16 protein-coding genes and 3 pseudogenes are annotated in these 22,207 nt (G+C 42.5%); 4 read left to right on the forward strand and 15 right to left on the reverse strand.

Translation table 11 applies throughout. The features are described from left to right. Window positions 1-198: 198 nt before the first annotated feature. Both AYJ08_RS18335 and AYJ08_RS18340 read right to left on the reverse strand, forming a co-directional pair. On the reverse strand, window positions 199-1,938 hold the full coding sequence (locus AYJ08_RS18335; protein ID WP_064018922.1) for a sensor histidine kinase: 1,740 nt from the start codon (window positions 1,936-1,938) through the stop codon (window positions 199-201). Next, a complete protein-coding gene (locus AYJ08_RS18340; protein ID WP_064018923.1) occupies window positions 1,931-2,650 on the reverse strand; it encodes a response regulator transcription factor in 720 nt (239 codons plus the stop codon). The genes AYJ08_RS18335 and AYJ08_RS18340 overlap by 8 nt, the downstream gene beginning before the upstream one ends. 141 nt (window positions 2,651-2,791) lie before the next feature. Here AYJ08_RS18340 and AYJ08_RS18345 point away from each other — a divergent pair, with 141 nt between their 5' ends. Then, a complete protein-coding gene (locus tag AYJ08_RS18345; RefSeq protein WP_064018924.1) occupies window positions 2,792-4,003 on the forward strand; it encodes a DUF418 domain-containing protein in 1,212 nt (403 codons plus the stop codon). A gap of 286 nt (window positions 4,004-4,289) precedes the next feature. Beyond that, window positions 4,290-5,285 (forward strand): PLL family lectin, encoded by a 996-nt coding sequence (locus tag AYJ08_RS18350; protein WP_064018925.1) that lies wholly within the window; start codon window positions 4,290-4,292, stop codon window positions 5,283-5,285. Between the two features lie 180 nt (window positions 5,286-5,465). On the opposite strand, the gene AYJ08_RS18355 is transcribed toward AYJ08_RS18350, so the two are convergent. The 3 genes from AYJ08_RS18355 to AYJ08_RS18365 all read right to left on the reverse strand — a co-directional run bounded on the left by AYJ08_RS18355 (window position 5,466) and on the right by AYJ08_RS18365 (window position 7,913). Beyond that, on the reverse strand, window positions 5,466-5,666 hold the full coding sequence (locus AYJ08_RS18355; RefSeq protein WP_064018926.1) for a YwbE family protein: 201 nt from the start codon (window positions 5,664-5,666) through the stop codon (window positions 5,466-5,468). Between the two features lie 44 nt (window positions 5,667-5,710). Beyond that, window positions 5,711-7,024 carry a WD40 repeat domain-containing protein gene (locus AYJ08_RS18360; protein WP_064018927.1) on the reverse strand — a complete coding sequence of 438 codons (1,314 nt, stop codon included), beginning with the start codon at window positions 7,022-7,024 and terminating at the stop codon, window positions 5,711-5,713. Window positions 7,025-7,301: 277 nt separating this feature from the next. After that, window positions 7,302-7,913 carry a hypothetical protein gene (locus AYJ08_RS18365; protein WP_064018928.1) on the reverse strand — a complete coding sequence of 204 codons (612 nt, stop codon included), beginning with the start codon at window positions 7,911-7,913 and terminating at the stop codon, window positions 7,302-7,304. Between the two features lie 320 nt (window positions 7,914-8,233). On the opposite strand from AYJ08_RS18365, the pseudogene AYJ08_RS23135 reads away from it, so the two are divergent. Continuing rightward, window positions 8,234-8,638, forward strand: a pseudogene (locus AYJ08_RS23135) (PhzF family phenazine biosynthesis protein); the annotation flags it as partial. A gap of 205 nt (window positions 8,639-8,843) precedes the next feature. Here AYJ08_RS23135 and AYJ08_RS18370 read toward each other — a convergent pair. The 4 genes from AYJ08_RS18370 to AYJ08_RS18385 all read right to left on the reverse strand — a co-directional run bounded on the left by AYJ08_RS18370 (window position 8,844) and on the right by AYJ08_RS18385 (window position 12,189). Continuing rightward, window positions 8,844-9,494, reverse strand: coding sequence for a FusB/FusC family EF-G-binding protein (locus AYJ08_RS18370; protein ID WP_064018929.1), 651 nt, complete (start codon window positions 9,492-9,494; stop codon window positions 8,844-8,846). Window positions 9,495-9,674: 180 nt separating this feature from the next. Further along, window positions 9,675-9,947, reverse strand: a complete 273-nt coding sequence (locus AYJ08_RS18375; RefSeq protein WP_064018930.1) for a CD3324 family protein — start codon at window positions 9,945-9,947, stop codon at window positions 9,675-9,677. A 306-nt stretch (window positions 9,948-10,253) separates the two neighbouring features. Continuing rightward, window positions 10,254-11,294 carry a hypothetical protein gene (locus AYJ08_RS18380; RefSeq protein ID WP_064018931.1) on the reverse strand — a complete coding sequence of 347 codons (1,041 nt, stop codon included), beginning with the start codon at window positions 11,292-11,294 and terminating at the stop codon, window positions 10,254-10,256. A 79-nt stretch (window positions 11,295-11,373) separates the two neighbouring features. Beyond that, complete coding sequence (locus tag AYJ08_RS18385) at window positions 11,374-12,189, reverse strand: hypothetical protein (RefSeq protein ID WP_064018932.1); 816 nt, start codon at window positions 12,187-12,189, stop codon at window positions 11,374-11,376. Window positions 12,190-12,521: 332 nt separating this feature from the next. Between AYJ08_RS18385 and AYJ08_RS18390 the strand changes: the two genes are divergently transcribed. Beyond that, entirely contained in the window at window positions 12,522-12,719 is a 198-nt protein-coding gene (locus AYJ08_RS18390) for a hypothetical protein (protein ID WP_064018933.1), read from the forward strand. A gap of 337 nt (window positions 12,720-13,056) precedes the next feature. Here AYJ08_RS18390 and AYJ08_RS24580 read toward each other — a convergent pair. The 6 genes and pseudogenes from AYJ08_RS24580 to AYJ08_RS18415 form a co-directional block, all read right to left on the reverse strand. Beyond that, window positions 13,057-13,482 (reverse strand): annotated as a pseudogene (locus AYJ08_RS24580) (TrlF family ATPase); the annotation flags it as partial. A gap of 159 nt (window positions 13,483-13,641) precedes the next feature. Then, a pseudogene (locus tag AYJ08_RS24995) lies at window positions 13,642-13,782 on the reverse strand (transposase); the annotation flags it as partial. A gap of 83 nt (window positions 13,783-13,865) precedes the next feature. Continuing rightward, window positions 13,866-15,269 (reverse strand): TIGR02679 domain-containing protein, encoded by a 1,404-nt coding sequence (locus AYJ08_RS18400; RefSeq protein ID WP_018670240.1) that lies wholly within the window; start codon window positions 15,267-15,269, stop codon window positions 13,866-13,868. Then, a complete protein-coding gene (locus AYJ08_RS18405; RefSeq protein ID WP_064018935.1) occupies window positions 15,259-19,362 on the reverse strand; it encodes a TIGR02680 family protein in 4,104 nt (1,367 codons plus the stop codon). Before AYJ08_RS18405 ends, AYJ08_RS18400 begins: the two co-directional genes overlap by 11 nt. A 16-nt stretch (window positions 19,363-19,378) precedes the next feature. Beyond that, the gene (locus tag AYJ08_RS18410) at window positions 19,379-20,530 is read right to left on the reverse strand and encodes a TIGR02678 family protein (protein WP_064018936.1); all 1,152 of its coding nucleotides are present in this window, start codon (window positions 20,528-20,530) and stop codon (window positions 19,379-19,381) included. After that, window positions 20,523-22,025 (reverse strand): TIGR02677 family protein, encoded by a 1,503-nt coding sequence (locus tag AYJ08_RS18415; protein ID WP_064018937.1) that lies wholly within the window; start codon window positions 22,023-22,025, stop codon window positions 20,523-20,525. The genes AYJ08_RS18410 and AYJ08_RS18415 overlap by 8 nt, the downstream gene beginning before the upstream one ends. Window positions 22,026-22,207: the final 182 nt, after the last annotated feature.

Consider the following 22,207-nt stretch of genomic DNA (forward strand, 5'->3'; position numbering starts at 1 on the left):
CATTTCGGGAATAACGTTAAGTTGTTTTCTAGTATAGCACCTTAACCAAAAAAGGCAAGTAACCCGATCGGAATTTACACATAAAATAAAATAAAGCAGCCACTACAGGATGACTGCCTGTTAATGCCTGCTTTACATCTGGATAATTCGGCTTTGAACAAGATTCGCTCCTCAAGCATGAGAAGTTCACTACTGATGTTATTCACAAGGAAACGATAAGGTGATCGCCGTGCCCCTGCCTACTACCGTTTCTACCTCGACTGTACCGTGATGCCCCTCTGCAATGGCCTTTGCAATACTCATTCCCAGACCGGAGCCTTCTGTCTTCTCCTCCGTATGAGTGCCACGATAATAACGTTCAAATAGCTTTTCTTTCGTTTCCTCATCCATCCCTAATCCTTCATCTTTTACAATTAATATTGCTCTGTTCTCCTGGCGCTTCGTCATAACTGTAACCATCGTCCCCGGAGGAGTATGCTTCACTGCATTGATAATCAGGTTATCCAGCATGCGCGTGAACCACTTCGGATTAGCCATCATGTACAGTGGCTCAGGATTACTTTCGTAGGTAAATGAGGTTTCCTCTATGGTTACGTCATTGATATGCTGCAAGATAATCCTTCTTACAAATTCATTTAGCTCCACCCGCTCTACTGAAAAGGATACCGCATTGTTCTTTAATTGAAAGGAAAGAGAAAAATCCTCTACTAAGATACGCATATAATCCGCCTTTTCTCGAATCATATGCCCCACTTGCTGTAATTCCGTTTCTGTCCAATCAAGCTGTTTGCTCTCAAGCATATGTCCATAGCCCTGAATTGTTGTCAGAGGTGTTCGCAGGTCGTGAGTAATTCCAGTCATCCACTCTTCCCTGGTTTTTTCCAACCGTTTTTTCTCCCGCTCCGACTCTGTTAGCTTTTCAGCCATCTTATAAAAAGCCTCAATAACCTCCTGATAAAGTCGATATCGCATGCGCAGCTTTCCGTTTTTACGATACGCATTTTTCCTGTCCTTCTTGGTCAATACCTCATCGTAGCGCCCCTGTCCCATTCGCTCCAGCCAGCCGATAAATAACAGCAACGGCTGACCATAACGATAGCCATGCCAGATGGAAAAAAGAATGGCCAGAGCAAAAAGTCCCCCGCATAATTTTACGAGAGTATAAATGATTTCATGTAAAAGCGGTTGCTTTTGATACTCTCCGTCTTTTTTCGTAATATGTAGAACCCACGTATTAAGAGATGCAGGGTCATAATATACATCAATTTTCGTCGGATAAGACCCTGGCTCCATCTGCATCTTCACTAAATCAATAGGAAGATACCGCTGTTTTTCTGTTTTTTTTCCAATTGCTTGAATAACATTTCCTTGTGGATCGACAACATGCAGGTAACCGTCTATTTCATTCACTTCTTTTTCTATCTGTGCCATAGAAGAAGGGGCCACTATTCCTTGGTGAGCATAGCGGGCAAACCATTTAGCCGCCAATTCTTTGTTTGGTTCCCTATTACCTAGTAAAAATAAATAATACAGTGAATCGAATGTGTTATAAATTTTTGTGTATACAGTATATGAATTCCAATGACTTGTTTGATGAATCCCCCACAGCTCATCGATTCGATAGCTGTTTGGCAAGCCTTCGGGAACATTGACTGAATGAACAACGCGCCCATCTTCACTAACGATTTGTAGCCACATGCCCTTTTCACGCATCTGCTTTATTAACAAGTCATTTAATTGGACTTTGTCTTTTTCAATTATGGTATCAGACACCATGATGTCCAGTGCACCTGTGGGAAAATTCCGCTTAATCTCGTTCTGACTGATTTCTTGTACAAGTACAATTAATCCTACAGTGATGAGCAGAAGCGTCCCGATTGCAAGTAAAAAAAACTGATACATAAAGTGTACAGCTAGCCTTCGTTTTAACCTACTCACGTCTGTTCTCCTTGACAAGTTTGTACCCCAGCCCTCGAACGGTTACCAGATATTTTGGATCGCTGGGATTCACTTCAATTTTTTCACGAATTCTACGAATATGAACCATGACGGTGTTATCATCTGCTAGACCATCTAATCCCCACACCGCTTCATACAATTGACCTTTCGAAAATATCCGGTTGGGATGTTTACACAAATAGAGCAGCAACAGAAAAACCTGTGCCGGACACGAGACCCGCTGTCCTTCCACGATAAGCTCCCCTGCCGTTTCGTTTACGATAAACCTGCCAAAATCGTAGCTATATGTTGTAATCTCTGGCTCTGAGATTGGAATGGATAAATTACCTCGTCTCAGGCGAGCCTTAATTCTCGCGGCGATTTCCAATGGATTAAATGGTTTTGTTACATAATCATCTCCGCCTGTAGCAAATCCCGTCAAAATGTCCAAATCCGAGGTTCTTGCCGTAACAAACAAGATATGGGCATGGGACATCTGCCTGATTTTTGGACAAATATCAAACCCGCTTTGGTCAGGCAGCATGACATCAAGCACAATGAAATCTGGTTTCTGCTCCTGAACCATTTGCAAGGCTTCCTTTGCTGTTGAAGCGTGAAATATTTGATTAAAGCCTTCATTTCTCAATACCTTCTCCAGCATCATAACAATTGATCTTTCATCATCAACAAGTAATATCTTGGCGTTCTCCACAATTCTCCACCTCGTTGTTATCCTATCACAGTAACCTTAACAACACCTTAACGTTAGGGAGGAGATTTTATCCCTGCATAAGGCTGTGTTTACTTTTCCATAAAGGAGCTGTCTTATAGTAGTGGCTGAGGTGAATACAAAATGGAGCTAAACAGACAAAGAATAACAGTCGTAGACGGAATCCGCGGAGTAAGCCTTTTAGGTATCCTGATGGCTAACATGTTGATTTTTCAATATGGACTGTGGGGTAAGGATCAGCTACATCTTTTCTCCCCTTCCTTATTGGATATCTCTACTTACTCCTTTCTGAAACTAATGGTGGAAGGAAGCTTCATGCCAATCTTTACATTTCTGTTTGGATTTAGCATGGTGAAACTGAAGGAAAGCTTAGAGAGGCGTGATTGCAAATACAAAAGGCATTTCATACGTAGATTTTTGTTCCTGATCTTGATTGGAGCGCTTCACGCTACATATCTGTGGGAAGGCGATATCTTATTTTTCTATGGAATGAGTGGACTAGCATTACTCCTATTTGTCAATCGCAGTAAAAAAACACTGCTTATCTGGGGAAGTATCCTGCTTCTGCTACCGGCTCTACTGGTAATTAGCGGTGGTGAAAACGTAACAGATGAAAATGCAAAAATGTTCCCTTCTGATAAGCTGGAGCAGTATGTCAAACAGACGCAGATTATTAACTCCTCAGGTACATACACCGAGATTAAAGAGTATCGCAATACCTCCCATGACTTAGGTATATCTGATGAAGCGATCGTTGCGATCATGCTGATAGCGCCTGTCCTGACTACACCCATGTTCTTGTTTGGCATGTATGCTGCAAAAGCTGGGTGGTTTGTCAATTCCAATGAAAAACGTTCTTTCTATGTAAAGAGGGCTCTCTTCTTTCTTCCCGCAGGTTTACTTCTCAAGAGTTTGCCTAGTGTATGTAGCGGCAATTGGTCAGGAATTGGAGACTTACTCGGGCCTAGCGCTCTATCCTTTGGCTATATTTTTTTCATCGCCTTCCTTTTATCTATCTTGAGTCATACTCGGTGGTTTACCTACTTCGAGTGTGTCGGCAAGCTATCGATTACAAATTATGTAATGCAAACAGTAATCTGCACGACCATTTTTTACGGCTATGGGTTGGGACTATTCGGTAAAATCGGCATCCTTTCTGGTATTTTTCTGTCCCTTCTCATCTTTTCATTACAAGTGGTAGCCAGCTTCTGGTATCTGAGGTTTTTTAACAGCGGTCCAATTGAAAGACTACTGCGTATGTGGACATATTTCTCTTGGTCGGGGAGACCTTCATCCCGAATAGCCAGCACGATATCAATGAAAAAAACAAGTTAGTCTGTTGATATACATTTACCTAGATTTTTTAAATAGAGAGTGATCGTTTTCCAGTCGACTGTCTGGATTAGCAATCGCTCTTATTTCGTTTTACGACATAATGTAACAACACCTTCTATATGGAATCTGTCAAAGCAGAGGTACGCACCTTAACGCTAATTACTTCCCTTTCTATTATTTTTGATAGGCAAGCACCTATTTTCTAGACCTTAGTAGCAAATGATAAATGACCTAAATAATATATAGAAAATATTTCCTTAAAAACTACTGAAAGCTGGTGTTAATAATGCCTGTAACAAGAAGACCGTCCGGTCGAATAGACGTCTTTGCTCGCGGAGGAGACCAAGCTCTTTGGCATATTTGGCAGGTTGCTCCAAACAATGGTTGGAGTGGCTGGGCCTCCTTAGGTGGTACCATCAATTCGCCTGTAGTAGCTCGTAATGCGGATGGGCGGTTAGAGGTTTTTGCTATTGGTGCAGATAATGCACTTTGGCACATTTGGGAAATAACTCCTGATGGTCAATGGAGTAATTGGGCTTCCCTTGGCGGTTGGATTGATCGGTTAACTGTGGGACGCAATGCAGATGGACGACTGGAGGTCTTCGCCCGCGGAAGAGACCAAGCTCTTTGGCATATTTGGCAGGTTGCTCCTAATGATGGTTGGAGTAATTGGGCTTCCCTCGGTGGTTGGATCGATATGCTCACCGTAGGAAAAAACGCGGATGGACGCTTAGAGGTCTTTGCTCGTGGAAGAGACCAAGCTCTTTGGCATATTTGGCAGGTTGCTCCTAGTAACGGTTGGAGTAATTGGGCCTCCCTTGGCGGTTGGATTGATCAATTGGCTGTGGGACTCAATGCGGATGGACGCTTAGAGGTCTTTGCTCGCGGAAGAGACCAAGCTCTTTGGCATATTTGGCAGGTGGCCCCCAGTAATGGCTGGAGTAATTGGGCTTCTCTCGGCGGTTGGATTGATCGATTAGCTGTGGGACGCAATGCGGATGGACGCTTAGAGGTCTTCGCCCGCGGCAGAGACCAGGCTCTTTGGCATATTTGGCAGGTTGCTCCTAGTAATGGCTGGAGTAATTGGGCTTCTCTCGGCGGTTGGATTGATTTACTAGAGGTAGGACAGAATGCAGACGGACGACTAGAGGTCTTTGCTCGAGGAAGTGATCAGGCTCTTTGGCACATTTGGCAGGTTGCTCCTAGTGATGGTTGGAGCAATTGGGCTTCTTTAGGTGGTTGGATTGATCAGATAGCTGTAGAATCCAGATTTCGTCGATAAGATACCCGTAGCAAATTTATTTGCTCTTTATAAAAGCAGCGATAAAAGAAAAAATGGAGATTTGAACGTAGCTTGTCTGTTCAATCTCCATTTTTGTGTGTTTAGCAAGAAAAAGGATTTTGCAGCCTACTTACAGCCTTCTCTCAAAGCTGCATCATAGGGATTAATCTCAAACGTAAGCTACTCCCCTTTGACAATCTCTTGTACTCTACCTACCATTCCGTTCGTCAATCTTACTTTTATGCCATGTGGATGCGTGCTGGAATTCGTCAGAATATCTTTCACAATTCCTCTTGTACGCTTTCCTGTTCGCTGATCTTGTTTTAAAACAATCTCCACTTCTAGCCCAGCTATGATCTCACTTCGCTTTTTCCCATTCATGTTCGCACCGCCTCTACCATGCTGTATCATTCTTAGCTATTTGATTACCAACGCAAGACTTCATCTAATCCCTTCCAAGTGATAAAACGTTCACATTCACGCAGAGTCCCCGTTCCAATCCCGTATTCATCCATCGCCTCCGCCTGCAAATCTAGAAGATGAAGCATTCCCCCATAGGTACCTACTGCCAATAGACGCTCGTCCTTGGAGACCGCTATGCCAGAAATCGTACTGCCGACAAAATGACGCCATAGCTCCTGACCTTCCGGATTGATATAACACACGTAGCCGTATGCATTGCCAAGCACAGTGCCTCCTGATAGTGCCACAGCAGTATAGACCCTGGACTCTTCATCCATGATTGGCCACTCTTCTACTGATTTCGCCTGACCACTCCCCACCTCTTTCAATGGGACGCGAAACGTTATTCCATTATAGAAGTGACATGAGTTAAACCAAACGCTCTGATTGTCTTTAGAGAATAAGCAGTAATGCGGGTAGCTAGACTCCGGATAGAACGAATGGCTCTCCCCTGTTTTTCGATCTATAAGCAAATGGTCACTGCATTGGCTGCCAAAGGCAATCCAACGTTCATCATGGGAAACAGAAGCGTGAGGCATATCAATGTGAGTATCCTCCAGCTCATCTTCTAAGCACTCTGACATACTAGGATGCAGGAGAGTTACTTGATCTTTTTCTATGAAGTAAATCCCGTACCCACTAACCAGTAGCAAGCTTTTCCCGTCTGAAAATGGAATTACTTCCTCTAGTATTTTCTCAGGATGCTCACAATCTGCAAGCGTATTCAAATCAGGAATTGTTGATTTAATCTGTGACAATATATCCTCCCAACGAAATACTGCTATTTCTTCTCCCTGTAAATGTCGATCCAGATGACGAATCAGACGGATATCCCGCTGACTAACCAAAGCATATACAGAACCATCCATAGAGCAGCCAATATAGCTTAACTCTTTACACTGCTCTATTCCTTCTTCACTCGCTATGAAAACACTACTTTTCTCCCATGTTGCTCCTGAGGTGAAGACGAGTGTTTTGCCATCCAGAAATGAAATAGACCTTACAGCCTGCATCTCCTTTTCAAACCTCGTAGCCAATGGCCATGTCGCAGGTGGAAGCTCTTGACGAAGCTGTTGCCATTTCCCCTTCTTGTTAGCGGCCTTTATCATTTCGAAAACTTCTTCCGCCAATTGAGACCTTTGATCATCTGAAGGATACGCAGGCTCCTGTTTTCCTTCCATCTCTCTTATTTCGCGGATAAAACGGTTTACATCTGAAGCATACCGTTTTCCTTCCTCACGCCATGCCCCTGCCACTTCTTTGTTTAACCAGTCCATGTTTTCCCCTCCTAGATGCTTACACTAAAAGAAACTGAATTCATTTGTATGCCGATATGATCAGCCACTGCTCTTGCATACTGCATGAAATGTTCGCTCCTTCTAATTCATTTTGTCAAGCGTTAGCGATCGCTCCTTAATGATATATGAACTTTCCATTTATTCCATAAAAGCATCATGCTCATGATAATATTGGAGTGCTTTGGCTATCAGCAAAATATCCGGCTCCTCCCCCCGCCTTCTTATTACCTCATCCGGGTATTTGTCTTTGTGTTTGCTAATCTTCAAATTTTTTCTGTAGCTTATGGAGTATTTTTATGATAGCGTCCCGATTCTTCGCCTCTTTCATATAAACAGGAAGGGAATGAGAGGCAGTTCGCATAGGACCATTTGCTGGTTTTTCACGCAAGGTGGCTGACGTATAGGATATCAGATAGCTCAAATGCTCTCGATTTACTGCCCACACCGGTTTCCCGCGAAAATAATCCAAATAGTATAATTCCAAATGAAAAATAGGATCCCTCCCATCTCGAATATCCTGATATCGCCAACGATAATCTGCCACTCTATGCATTGGCACTTGATTGATTGTCTGGCAATGAGGGCAAGCTATATTCAGTTGTTTTTGGGTCATTTGCTTTTCATCCTTTACTTCCAGATTGAAGTATCTTTCACAATGCTGGCATACCCCTCTAGCCGAGTATTTATAGGCTTCCATTTTCGTTTCGGTATAATAACACGCTCCGCATCTTAGAACATATTCATTAGATTCTATTGAAATATATGCGTTTTTCGAGCATTTTGGGCAATGCACGGCTACCTTGCCCCCATAATGAGTTACCATATTAAAGCAATATTTATGACCATACTCGTCTGTAAATCGTTCCAATATAGACCCTCCTACTTGTTTACATATAAAATAATTGCTCCTTCTCTTCTACACTTACTGCGTTATTGACCTACCATATGTATCGTCAAGATGGTAGACATCTCTTGAATGGACTAAATAAACTAGTCCAGCGCTTTTCTGAATTAGATGATCGACTATTTTTTCTATGGGATAAAACCGTTGACAAGCATACACAGGATAATATTGTGTCTAACTGCACGATAATGTTGTCTTTCAGAGTATGGCTTTACTTGGATAATCTATAAAATAACATAATATTTCAAAAAAACGTATAATAGATAAAATGATCAACGGGATTAAAAGATATCCTTGTTCCGATAAAAAACCTAGAGATTCTCCATAACATTGCACCTGATTTTGATCTGATCTCACAACTAAGCAAAACATATCAGGTTACTGGCTTTCATTTATTCACATTGGATACAAAAAACGAAATGATTGCTGCTTGCCGGAACTTTGCCCCTTTGTATGATATACCGGAGGAAAGTGCGACAGGGACATCCTGCGGGGCACTAGCATGCTATTTGTACAAGCATAAATTCATTTCTGATCAGGCCATTCACCGCTTAGCTTTCTCTCAGGGTCATAGCATGAATCAGCCTTCCACTCTTATTTCAAGACTCTCTATTAATCAGGGGAAAATCAAACAAATTGAGGTTGGCGGGACTGCATCAAATATTCAACGAAGGTCCGTCGTCATATAAATATTATTCTGGAGGCCTCATGTATTTGTACAAGAAAAGACACCTGAATCATGAGGTGTCTTTTGCATTTGCGATATTATAGAGAACGATAGTTAATCTCTTAGAAACGTCTAATGTTCAACCATTGATTAAACTGTGACTCATCAGGTTACGAAAGGTTCAGTGAGGTGAGTATTTTATATGGTTTGATACCAACTAGAACTGTCTAGCCTATTACATCCTCAATAAACCTCTCTAACGCAGTAACATCCGTAATCCTGCTGTTACACTCATGACTATTGATACATATATAATGACCAACCGCTTTGTAATAATCAGAGGATACATGAGCAGCTCTTGATTTCGAGATCGCTGAAAATAAAGCAACATCCGTATATCCATGGCATAATGCACATATGTTTTTCTTGTGTACAAGAGAATATCTCCCTTCGATCCCGACGGCTTTCCCCTTCAAATGATAAACAATGAATAGTTTATTGCTAGAAATGTTAATCCAGCCAAGATAGGTTACCTTGAGGAAGTCAATCGTTACTAAATCAGGAACCTTAAGCTTTTTATTTTTGGGGAATAGCTTCCTGATCTGTTTTTCAGTCACCTGTGGAAATTCAAGTAAGTAGGGTGTTAATGAACGGAGATAATCCTGAAAATCTTCCGCTTTTATGGAAGAGATTCTCCCCAACAATTGTTTTTGAATATCCGTAACGGTAGGAAACACGTCTATTACTTTTGCCTCTGAACCGTACCTCACCGCTTCCATTACTTTAGGATCGGCAACAGTTAAGGTAGCGTTTCGCAGAATATCTATTTGCTTCTTAATAAAGTTATATTGATGATTTTGAATAAATGGCTCCACCATATCGTTCCCTCCAAATCCATAAACCTAGTCTTTTCAAAAGGCTCAAGCTTTCTTCCATTCTCCGCTCTTTCACTATAAAAAATTGGCTTGTGCTTTGATATGCAGTCTTTGATTATGAAATGAACTCGACATACAAAAAGCACTTATAATCTTGGGAATAGATTATAAGTGCAGCAATCTTCACGCCTGTTTATTTGAATAAACAATTTTTTTAATCGTTTCTATCGAAAGAAAATGGTCATCAGCTAATTGATGAATCGTTTTTCCACTTTTGAATGCATGCCTAATGGCAGTATTTCTATCATCAATGAGCTTTCTTCCGCCAGAACGCGAGCCCCATTTTTGGTGCGTCGTTTTTGGTTTGGGAATATATATGGTTTCACCTTGAATATATTTTTGAATTTCAACAAGCAGCTTTTCGGGTAAAATAGCTGTTGCACTCACATATTTCATTTCTGACTGCCCCCTATTCATTAAATCAATGAAAATAAGGTGCAAAGCCAAAAATTAGAAATGATCTATGCTAAATTGGGCGATTTTCTATTGAATGTCCACCCCATGCAAAGTATCGCCTCCAATACTTGGCTTTGCATGAGATGCTGCGGTTTCTGGCAAACTACGCTTTATTGCCATTGCTTATCACCTCCTGGGATTTTCATCAGGCATTTTTCATTTGTTGTATAATTTCAATCATATATGATGTGGTTTGTCAGGGGAAGTGAGTTGTGGTTTGATTGGTACTGATTTCGGATATCCAGTCTAACTAAAATCTTCGCTTAGGAATACATTATAATGATTATATCGAGTTTCTAACGTATACCTATCATTCATGTTGTTCTGTAATTTGGAAATATGCTCATACAGCCAATCTTCATGTACATCCCTATTTTTGTATTCCTTTATACTTGTCTCATTAAAAATTTTATCTTTTTCATTGCTGCTCGCCTTGTATTTTATCAAGCATTGTACATCATTTGGGATGTCGCCTAATAAATAGCTTATGCCCTCTGCTGTTATATCTATTTCACTCAAAGTCTGATTGTAATTAACCTGCTTCACTAATTTTCCATTTAGCGTTTTGGGATTGGCTTTTACCTGTTCAATAAAATCCTTCGTGTTAAAAATCATGATGGTTTCCAAATGGTCATAGTAAGGGTTGCTTGCTTTTGTCTCTCTCCACATGCTTTGTTTTTCATACGCATAAATTCTACCTGTCTTCATATAGAAGTAGTAATGCTGATCAGCATAGAAAGCTTGTAGGCTATCAAGTCGAAGCAAACTATCATTATGACCTATATCTGAAGTTATTTTATAAACAGATGGTTCAATCGAATCAATTAAGAAAATATCACTATAATAAGGTTTCCCATACTCTACCCCTGAATTTGAGATGAAAAAAATGGCGTACTGATCATCTAGGGCATATATTTCAGATAAATGAGCCTCAACGTCATTAAGGCTATTGGTTTCCATCCATTTATTGCGATATTCGTCAGCTGGTATCACTGCAATTTTATTTGTACGTTTTTCATTGATCTCTATCCTATAAAATGCGATTACATTTTTGTTATCTTGCTGATCAAGCTCAGCTCCGTATATTACATTGCCTGTAGGTGAGATTGAGATTTTCGCTATTTGTTGAGGGATGGAATATATGGTTTCCTTTTTCCCTTTTTCGAGATTAATGTTACAGATTGCTAGTTTTCCTTGCTCTTGGGAATGACTGCAAGCTATGAATGATGGACTTACGATAGGCTTAAGTGGGATTATTAGAGGTATTTCAGCTCGTTCTTTTTGCATTATAAGTTCGCCCCCGATATATAAAATACGAGTGTGATTATATTAATAATATTACCACACTCGCGATTATCTTAATTATTCAATTAATTCCCAAATAAAATGAATGACCACGACTCTCTCTATACTTACCAGGTCGGTTGTCATCTGGTACTTTTCCGTGAAAATGGTACAAATAATCTGGATAACTCCCATGAATCTCCGGACCTCTAGTTACCTTGTAAAAGATTTTCTTAGCTAGACTTCTTGTCCTAGCAAAAGTATCTGAATCTTCCATTAAGCGAGCCTCTGCTTCCCCCTCACTGATACCAGGTCCAATAACGACTTTAGAATCACCTTCCTTTTTAAAGTAGTATCTATATGCTGCAAAATAGTCATATTTTTTATTTTGCCTTAATTGTTCGCTTACTTCTGATACTAAAACGTATGTCGCACCACCAATAACAATAGTCGCGGTTGTTATTAACAATGCTTCTAAAGCAGCTGTTAATCCTAAATCTAGTGGATAGACAAAAGCAAAGCTAGGAAAATTTTTATTAAAATCCTCTTTTTGGTTAAAATTATCGAGATTAATTATTTCTCCATTACTCTCGTTAATTAGTTTCCCCTCTAAAATACTAGTACCATCTTCTTCATTTTTAATTCCATCAAGAATAACCTCATATTCTGCTTCTTCTGTTTTAAAGGTAATTTTTTTTGTTTCCTTATCCATTGAAGCAATATAGTCTTCCCCATTCTCATGTACCATTGCTTCTGTTACGTAATCATCATTCCGTAAAACCTCAAAGTCCTTATCCTTTGCATATGTATAATTACTTAATGTAATTGTTAGTAACATACATAGAGATAAGAATGATAAAAAAGCTGTTTTACATCTTCTTACTATTTTTTTAAACAAAAATATTCCACCCCTTATTTTGAATTATATGTAAATATCAGAACAAAACTAATTATTTGTAAACTATATCCATTTATTTAATTTCACAATAAATTCCCCTTAAAATATTAGTTAGATTTATTTGTAGTTTGGAGCATAAAATAGAGTATATGTCTAGCCATAGTAATGAATATTATGTCTATAATATTGTGAGGATTGGTAAATACGAATAACATTTACTGGGTATTCTGCTGTTCACAAGTTACTCTTTGGTAAAACTAAAAACGGTACAACGAAATCAAATTTGAATACATCGTGAAACTGAAATAAGCAACAGAAGATGAAAAAACTGGATGATGGTTTTAGCAGATGACACCCTGTCCTTAGAGGAATACAGTTCATTAATTGATAAGGAAGAAAAACGTATGAAGAAGGTATACAGTGAATTTCAGGCTGAGGAAGTGGACCTTGGTGCCGACATGCTTGTGAGTGGGGATACTGCTGATATTAATAATGCCATCATACTTACAGCTACTAGCGTTTGTTTTTAATGTGTCATTCCCCCTTTCTGATTCCAGATCAATTATTTGATCCAGCTGAGCGGATTTTGTGACACCATTTCATTTTTTTCGTAGGCTTATGTACAAATACCCTCCAAGGTTAATAATGTACGAGGGAGTCACCAAACAGCTCATGAAAAACTTGATCTGAACAAAAAAACAGTCATCACAGAAAGATAAACTGTGACAACCGTTTGTAGTTTTGTGGAAAAGGATATCGTTTTAAAAAACAAGTAGACGATATAATTAAATTAAAAAATCGTAGATATATTTATGGTGGGGGTGGGTCGTGATGATTCAAATCCACATATTAACACTTCTATAAGCTTTATAGAAAACCATATTTGTTCTCTCTTTGTTTAAATGCTTCTTCCCCACCTTCTAGCAAACCTGCCACTTCCTTTCTTAGGTGATTATTCTCAATTGATCCTGATGTATAAACTATACTGTTATTAATAAAATCTGCGACAATAATCTGTTCAGCATCTGCATTTACTACAAGGTTAGCATTGTGTGTCGCTATAATAATTTGTCTTTTCTCTTTTGCTTTACGAAAAGCTGTTATTAACTCGTTAGAGATAAATCTATTATCTAAATTGTCTTCTGGTTGATCAAGTATAATTGGATAGTCTCCATCGGTTAAATATAATTTTAATATTACTGCACCTTTTTGACCAACGCTTAATTTTGATAGTTCAGTCCCATTAAAGAAAACATTAGTATCGAGACGGAAATAATCCTGTGTTAACCATTTGGATAATGGAGGCATCGAACATGACGCCTTCGGCATCAGGTTCGGCGGCGAGCACTTCGAGCATCCGGTCAAACAGCCCCGCTTATTCCCAGCGGCGGAATCATGTGTACACCGATTGCCACGGTCCGTAATATTCGGGCAAATCACACACGGCGCTCCCGAGCGGAACAACCAGAGCATCACATTTAGCATCCGCCGGTTGTCCTTTGCCGGGCGTCCGCCTTGTGGCTTCCATTCAGGCGGCAAGAAACCTTTAATTTGTTCCCATTGATCGTCGCGTAGTTCGTATCGTCTTCTCATATGAAAAGTTTACCAAATTCTTATGCCCGTTCATAGTTTGAAACACACTCTATCATAAGCAGAATTATAATCCCTGCCTTGATTCATTTATCTACTTGATTTTTAGAAATCACAGAAGATACTTCTTTAATCCAATTACTTCTCAGTTCTTTCCCAAATGATTCCTGGTAAACTTTTGCTTTAATCTGTATCATCTCTTTTGCTAAGCCTCCTTCTAATCCTTGAAGGATTTTTAAGTCTGCATCAGATAAAGGTTTGCTTTTGGGTGCAACATAATTACGATATATAGAAGTTTCCATACGCCAAGCGTAAAATTCTGCTGAGAACTGCTCCTTCATATTGTTTAACATCTGAATGCCTGGAACATCAAGGTCCCCAGAATAGTAAATAACGCAACTTGGGTTTGCTTCAAGACATTTTTCTATAAATACTTTAGAAGCAGTTCTTGCCTGTCCGATAGTACAAAGTAGAACTGGAAAATCTGATGGAAGTTGCTCTAATGAAAATTTGTTTAAATTAAGAAAATGAATGGTTTCATCAACTAGATAAGAAATGACAGACGGATTTTCGATAATATACAATGACGAATATTTTGGATATTGCTTCATCTCTTCGATTTCCCGTAAATTTAACGTACGAGGAGATGTGCCTTTAATTAGATGGGGTACAAAAACATGTGAAATCGAACTAAGATCATCGTCCAGAACGTCGAAATTCCTATAAATTTGACGTTCAAACAAATACTCTGGCATGACTGTCGTATCGTTATCAACATTTCCGCTTAGTTTTAGGCTTTGGCTATTTATATCATTAAGGGCACTCCATAATAATCTTCCTAATGCATTTGTTTTATCGAAGGCATGTGAATCCTCAGTAACATAAGCAGCGAACATAGGTAATCTAATTTTGCCAGTAGAGATTCCACGTTCTTTAAGCATCTCGTCTTTTCTCATGAGCAAATGCCATAAGGCACTCAAACATGTTAACAATTCTGAATAGGCATTCGTTTCTCTGTCAAAAACCGTTCTCAAAACCCTATAACCTTTGGCTTCTCCTTCCTTCAATCTTTGAAACCAGTTAAATGTCTTTTGAATAAAATTTTCAAGATCAGTATTTGAGATATTGAATTGGGTAATAAAATCTCGTTCTACTCGAACAAAAAGATTCGTCCAAGCCGATAGTCTTAAGTCTTTTTGTTCGCGTTTGGTGGAAAGTTGACAGCCGTAGTATAACTCCAACAATTCAAGCAGTGAAGCCGAGTATCCTGCTTCTATGGCCGCTTTTTCAAAGGCGGCGGCTGGGAAACGAGGTCCCTTGTAGCGAACGCCAAGAAAACCGCGTAGAGCTTTTTCCTCTTCTCCGGTGGGCCGCATTTGCACCGTGCCGAATGCCCCATAACTTTCAAACTTCTTACGATACAAGTCGAAAAGGCGGCCAAAGCCGCCGCTGCGCCGAAAAATCTCCACAAGTTGCCTGTTATCCTGCATTGCGGGAATGCTCCTCGATACTTTGCTCTAGCGATAGATGATGTTTTTCTTTGCCGTCCCAATAGTAACGTGCAACAGCGAGCACAGGGGAATCCACAGAGCGAAGAATTTGAGCAATGGAGAGTTCATCTACCGTTTCGTAACAGCCCCACAGCACCTGGGAGTTCATAATATAATCGAACTCAAAATCGTGTACGAGCTGGAACATCTGCGCAATATTTTCGCTGTCGATGCCCGCAAACGCTTCATCCAATGAAATGATACGTGGCGCATCAGGCGCGGCGTACGAATATTTGGCCGCTATCGCCGCAAACAAAGGCGAGTAGATGCTCATGGCCTTTTCCCCGCCGCTGAGCTCCCCGAACACCTTGTTCGTAAAGCGCTCCTCTGGAATACCCTTGCGCGTGATGAACATGTCAAAACGGAACCATCTACGATAATCCAGCGCATTCTTCATTTCTTCAAACATGGAGAAACTCGCGTCGTCCTTGCACTTTTTGCGTGCTTCATTGATTTTGGACATGAAGTGCAGGCGTACTTTTTCCTTTTGCGACGGCGTCAAATAGATGGACTCTTTAGATAAATACGACAGCAACTCCGTTGTCGAAATTTGGTCTTCTTCTTTGCTTGTGAGAGGAACCCATTCGAGCCGCATCTGGATGGTGCCCGTCACACGTTGCAGCATCACATTCGCGTCTTGTTCCCAACGCTTCGCGGCCCGCACTTTTTCATGGATCGCAGTACCGACAACATCAATGAGCACCTTTTCAAACAACTTCTGCTCCTCTTCCTGAATATGTTGTGAGATGAGCTTTAATTGATCATCCACATCACGGTGTACTTCACGCGGCGTGCTCTCCACATGCTGGGGCAAAAAGACCAGGAATTGCCGCGAGCAGTGCTGTTCAAGGATCTGCCAGGACGGGGCTTCCTTGTCTTTTGCCTGAATCTCAAGCTGGATCGTGCGACGCGACTGCTTTAGATTGTAATCCGCAAGTTCGCGCTGCGCGTGGCCTTCTGCATCTTTTAGCGCAGAAAGCACCACATCCGACGAAAGTGCCTTGCACGTTTCCTCCAGCGCCTTCACGACCTGGGAAGCACTCTGCGGAGGACATACAAAACAGAGAGACAGCTCCTCTTGATACAATTTCGTCCACGCATTCAAAAGCCTCAGCCGCTCTTCCATTTGCGGCTGTTCTTTCTCATGATTCTCAGCAAGTGTACGGATGTTAATTTCTGCTTCAGTAATTTGTTTTCTATAATTTTCCAATAGCTGGTCTGCCGTCTGGGCCGCCTTTCTTGCTTCCTCGATCTCCTGTTTCACGTCTGTATCACCGAGATCCTCAATCCGCTCGAGATACATCGCCTCCAGCGATTTGTTCCTGGCAATGCTCCGCTCAAGATCCGTTTTCTCATCGGTAAGTAATTCATAATAATCAACCAAACGTTCTTTCTCTGCTGTAAGGTCAGATAGCGATTTAATCTCAGCAAGCCACGCGGTGTGGGCCACGCGAAGCTCAGCGAGCATTTCCTTGTAGCGTGCAATATCGCAGAGTGCTTGTTGATAGCTGGCGTGCGTAAGCGGGAGCTCCAGTTCCTGCGCTACATAATGGAGCGCATTGCGCGCGACTTGGGTCTCGTTACGATACACACGCAGATCGTTTTGGAGCCGTTCCAATAAGGAGAGCTGGGCGACACGCTCCCGAGTCTTGTTTTCATGGCAGGCAAGGGAATCCTTTAGCCCCTCGAGAGACGGGAACATATCCCGCTCCATATGAAGCAGGCTCTGCTGCTTTTCCACGGAAAAGCATTTAGATTCCAGATTGTCTTTTTTGTGAATAAGTTCTTCACGTAACTTTTGCAGTTCTTTCAACCTGCGTGCCTGAATTTGTTCCCGCGCGGATTTTCCGATGTACGCATCCTCGTATCGAGGTGCCAGCCCCCCAACCATGCCGCTGCGGAATTCACCCGTTTCAAGCACATATCCTTCCTCATGGGGAACAATGGATATGGTTTGCAGCACGGCGCGGATGTCAGCCTCGGAGAGCCCGTTTATCGGCGTCGAGCGCATGTAAGTCAGCAGATTTTCTTCTTTATAAGAGCCTGTTTGTACTACGGTCATGGAAGCGGCAACCATCGAACGATCGCTTTCATGCACCACAAGGGCCGTTAGAAGGCCCGCGCGTGTAATAGCGCCTTCGATGGCTTCTTTCACGGACGGCTCTATGTTTTCCATAAATTCAACTGTTTCATAAAAATAAGCGGCGCGGATGTTCTGTGCGCGCAAACGCTCCATTTCAACCACCTCAGAAGCGGTAAGATCGGGCTCTATCTCCGTTTGCGCAGACAGCTCTTCCACCTTTGTTTCCGTTTCCTCTATTTGCTTTTGTAAAAGACCAATGGAGGCCGTAAGGTTTGCTCGCTCTTCTTGAAGTGCGCCGAGGCGCTTGTTGTACAAAACGTTTAACCAATCCGTAACTGCCGCAGGGGAGGAGTCATCCAGAAGGTCGCCAACCCCTTGCAGTATTTCCTTTGCTTCGAGAAGCTCGGTAGGCTGAACCTGAAATTGTTGTGCACCTTCTGCCCATTCTATAACGGCGTGTTCGACCGAGGCGGCACATTCGGCAATTCCTTTCTCCAAGGCACGAATCTCTGCCTCGATTCCTTCTTCGTGTTCTTCTTCGACCGCCACATGTCGCTGCATCCGATCCTCGTGTTCGAGGCGAGATTGCAAGGAACGAAGTTGACTCGCAATGTCCTGCACCTTGCCGTGATGCCCCTGAAGGGTTTCTTGCCAATTTTTAAATCCCGCGTCTGAGAAACTTTCGAGACTGGATTCGAAGTGCTGACTCAAGGCGGTGTGGGGCAAGAAATAGGCCTCATCCGCTAGCGACTCCATCTCCGAAAGCGCATCCTCGCGGCTTTGAGCAGCTTTGTATTCCTCTCCTTCACTTCGCTTGATTCGATCTTCCACCTGGCGTTGTTGTCCTTTATTCTTCTCCATGGCTTCGGCCTTATCTCGCAGTTTGTTCTCTGATTCCTGCAGGGCATCCTTTACCTTACCTAACTCTTCCTCCAGTGTAAAGAGGGGGTGATCTTGCAGGGAGACGATTTTTCTCTGGAGGGTCTCTTTGATATTGGATTGTTCCGTCCATTGCCGCTCTAGATTTGTTTTGGTTACCAATGCCGCAGCTTCGGCGGTTTTATAATCCTTCATGCGCTTCATAGATTCATTAAACCGCTTCTCGCTGGATACGAGATATCTCGCCTTTTCATATAGAGAGAGCTGGTTGTATGTATCGTACGCGTCCGCCAACATCGTAAGGAAACCGAGTTCCCGGCCAAAACGAGTCTTCTTTTCTTGCAGGCTATCCATGCTCTCCAACGCCGAGGAGAGCGGGGCCAATTCATATTGCGACAATTCTGGAAGAGCATCGGAGAGAACGTTGGACACCTCGCTCGCTTTCACAGCATTGGAGAGCTTCGGACTTCGGAGCTGGAGCAGCACGCCGATCAGTTCTTTGAATTCCTGCGTGGTTTTAAACCGATAGATTTCTTGATTCACGATCTCCACGTAACGCTGCTGGCTATCGGTAACTTCTCCGTCCCCGCCAATGCGGTCTGCCAAGTCCCCCTTGGTAAGAGGAAACTTTTTGGCTTCCCCGCTTACAATCTTTTCATCATACAACTGAATGTCATACCCAATGCGCTTGTTGCGGAGAATGAAATACCACGTGCGCATGGTGTTGTCGCTTTCCCGCCGTTTTCCATTCAAGCCGATGCCAACGGTTACAAAGGTGTTTCCTTTGCGGTACTCTATGTAGAGATATCCTGTGCCTTCCTCGCGCTTTGATACATGCTTATTGCCGAGCAAAAGATCGATCATCCGCCGATCTTGCGAGCCGAATGGGTCAAGTCGCGACGGTCGCTTATCGCCGTCGAGCAAAAATGGCACTGCCATGGTAGTGGATACCGATTTACCAGAGCCGTTGGCACCGCGGACAAAAAGGCGCCCATTGCTAAACTCAAAAACCGTGTCACCGTGATACCAGAAATTTATGAGACCGAAGCGATTCAAATGAAACGTGCTCATCGCCTATCACCTCCGTTTATATAGATTGAGATACGTATTCTCCTGTAACGCGGCCCGCAGCGGAATAAAATACAACCTGCTTGTCCGTAAGCGCATCCGCCATATGAAAGTAAGACATATACTCCATAACTTCTCTCCAAATGACGGTGACAGGCCGTTCCGTAAACGATTTGGTCCACCCATGGCTATGCAGATCTTTGATCTCTTGAAACCATTTGATCGCCTCATATTCCGAACATAGAACACGGCCGTTATGGTCAAGAGCTACTTCTTGGCTGTTTACCTTATCCCAAATGAGGGTTGCATATTGCACGGCTGCATTTGAAATCTGATCATCTTTGGGATAATAGTCACCGTAACGGTTTTCTGCATGGGTGAGCATCGTCGTACGATGGTACCGTTCGAGGTGCCAATATTCAAACGGTCCTGAAATCATTTCGTTCAGTCTCTCTAGCTCTTCCCTCTCTTCCAGAAGCTTGACTTCCTCTGCTAACAGTTCGTCATCATATACGGCCGATTCTAAAAAGAATCTGCGCAGGAGCCGTTGTCTCGGGGTTGTGCCATTGGCAATCTCTTTCACAATGTACTCTTCCAACTGACTACGATTTTGGATTTTGCTGAGATCAAAGAAGTAAAGCGGTGCGAAGTGACGAAAATAAGGCGTGGTCTGAAACAAAACATCATACCTTTCATCGTCTCGAAACCCGTCGATGTCACGGTCCACGACATAGACGAGCCTCAATTTCACGCAATGCTGCAGAACATCTGCAAAGGCCCTACGGTGCGAACGTTCCTCCCAGGCGAAAGGAACGGCTTCTTCAGGATAATACATACGGATGGCATCACAAGCGTTATGCAGCGTAAACTGCTTGTCTTCCCCGTTGTCTTCCAAGAAAGCAAGGAAGCAGCAAAAAAACAAATAGTGGAGCGACGTCGTAAAGTCGCTAATGCCCATAAACGGCTTTGTCGAGACGGGAATTTTCTCTAGTTTGATAAACTCATTACGCAGGAGTAAACGATAACCGAAGTATTCGCGCACCATGTCGGCAATTTCCGCTTTTCGAGCGAGAATCTGAAAATACAGGTCCGCCTGCGTGTCCCGATGAATCCAGTGGTAATGAAACAGGGCTTCAATGCATTCCTGAAGCACCAACCGATCTTTACCCATGCTGTTCCTCCATAAATACGAATTCGTAATCATTCATCGTCAGTGTACCATCAGTGGAACGCAGGCGAATACGCTTGCTGGAACGTAACCTAAGATAAAATCGGCGCCCGTCTTCCGTTCGGCTTTTTAAGCCTTTTGTAATCATGGCTTGTCCCAACAACTCAAGTAGCAGATCTCGCACTTCGGGATACACGACACCGATCTCATCCAGCGTAATTTTTCCGTCCTTGATCAGGCTGTTGAATTGCTCTTGCACCATCCGCGTTTTCTCTAGATGTTCCTGAACCAGAGACATCTGTGCTAAGGGATCTTCGTATACAGGCAGTTTGGTGCGTCCGTTGCGGTTCCCAGGCGTCTTTTTGTTGAGTGGCTGTTCGAATGGAACACATTCCCACACGTGCTTAGTGTTATCATCCTCAGATTTACGTGGGACTAAGAAATGTTTTGTGGTGGAAACGCCAAACATCGCGCCAGCAATAACATGACAGTCCCGCAAGTCCGAAGTGTTCGCAAAAATACGGGCCAGTTCCAAATAGTCATTCTTGCGGCTTTTAAAGTAGTTGAATTTATCGCTGATCTGATCTGCAATCCGTACAATTTTTTGGATGGTGCCGCGGGTTTGCTCGATGAGAAATCGGGAACTCGCTTTGCGGCCATTGATCTCCACGAACCACCCTTTAAAACCGAGCCATTCTGCCCTTCTTCGCTCGGAGGCAAGCTCCACCTCAAACTTATCATCAATCTGCTGCTCCGCTTCGTAAGAAACAATCGCGGAAATAATGTGCTCGATCTCACTTTCATCGATGAACCCGAGGCGCTCCTCGATCAAATCTTTCTTCTCCATAATGCCGACCACAAAGTCGCTTAACAGACATACAAATTTTTCTTTGTACGGCAAAAATGACTCCGTGCGGATCAGGCGTTCATATGGTTCGCTGTTTACGTGTGACAAAAAGTCGGCGGTACCGTTGCGAAGGGCTTCAAATCGGGACATGAGGTCCCGCCAGATGTTGCGGATATCGCCCAACGTCCCATTGTCCGAAGGTCTCCACCTGCGAAGTTTGGTCAGGTCCTCTAAAATATGGTCCGCCAAAACGCGCTCGAACGATCCACCGCGGATCGCCTGCAGATTATGCTGCATCTCCTCAAGCGTACGTTCGAGTGAAATGGTATATTGCGTGACCTCATAATAATTCTTGCGTTTATAAAAATCCTCGATGCGTTGTGCATGGGATTCGTCTTGATGGACGATCAGGTTGTTCCATTTCACGAGCGCCTTGAGGTCTTCTTCCAATTCTTTCTCGGAGTAATCCTTAAAGTGAGGGCCAAACTGCTCTGACGTTACTAATTCTTGATACACATCATCCAGGAACATATAAGAGTTGTATTCCTGACGGTACTTCTGATAGAAAACGTAGCAGATTGGACGGTATCTTTCTGCTTTAGGAACAACAAGATATGTCGCCTCTTTTACGGAATTTAATAGAAGGCTCATTCGGCAATCTCCTTTCTAAGACTGATATGTATGTATCTACTCTGGAATCTTAGGATCAGAAACATTTTCGCCACTTCAAAAAACACCAAACCACTCCAGCTTTATTAATAGCCCATAGAGACAGATATTTGTCATGGAATGTATATTCTTATGATTTTTTATTGTTAAGTAAAGCAGTCACA

The organism is Brevibacillus sp. SKDU10, from assembly GCF_001645205.1.
Classification (GTDB): domain Bacteria; phylum Bacillota; class Bacilli; order Brevibacillales; family Brevibacillaceae; genus Brevibacillus_B; species Brevibacillus_B halotolerans.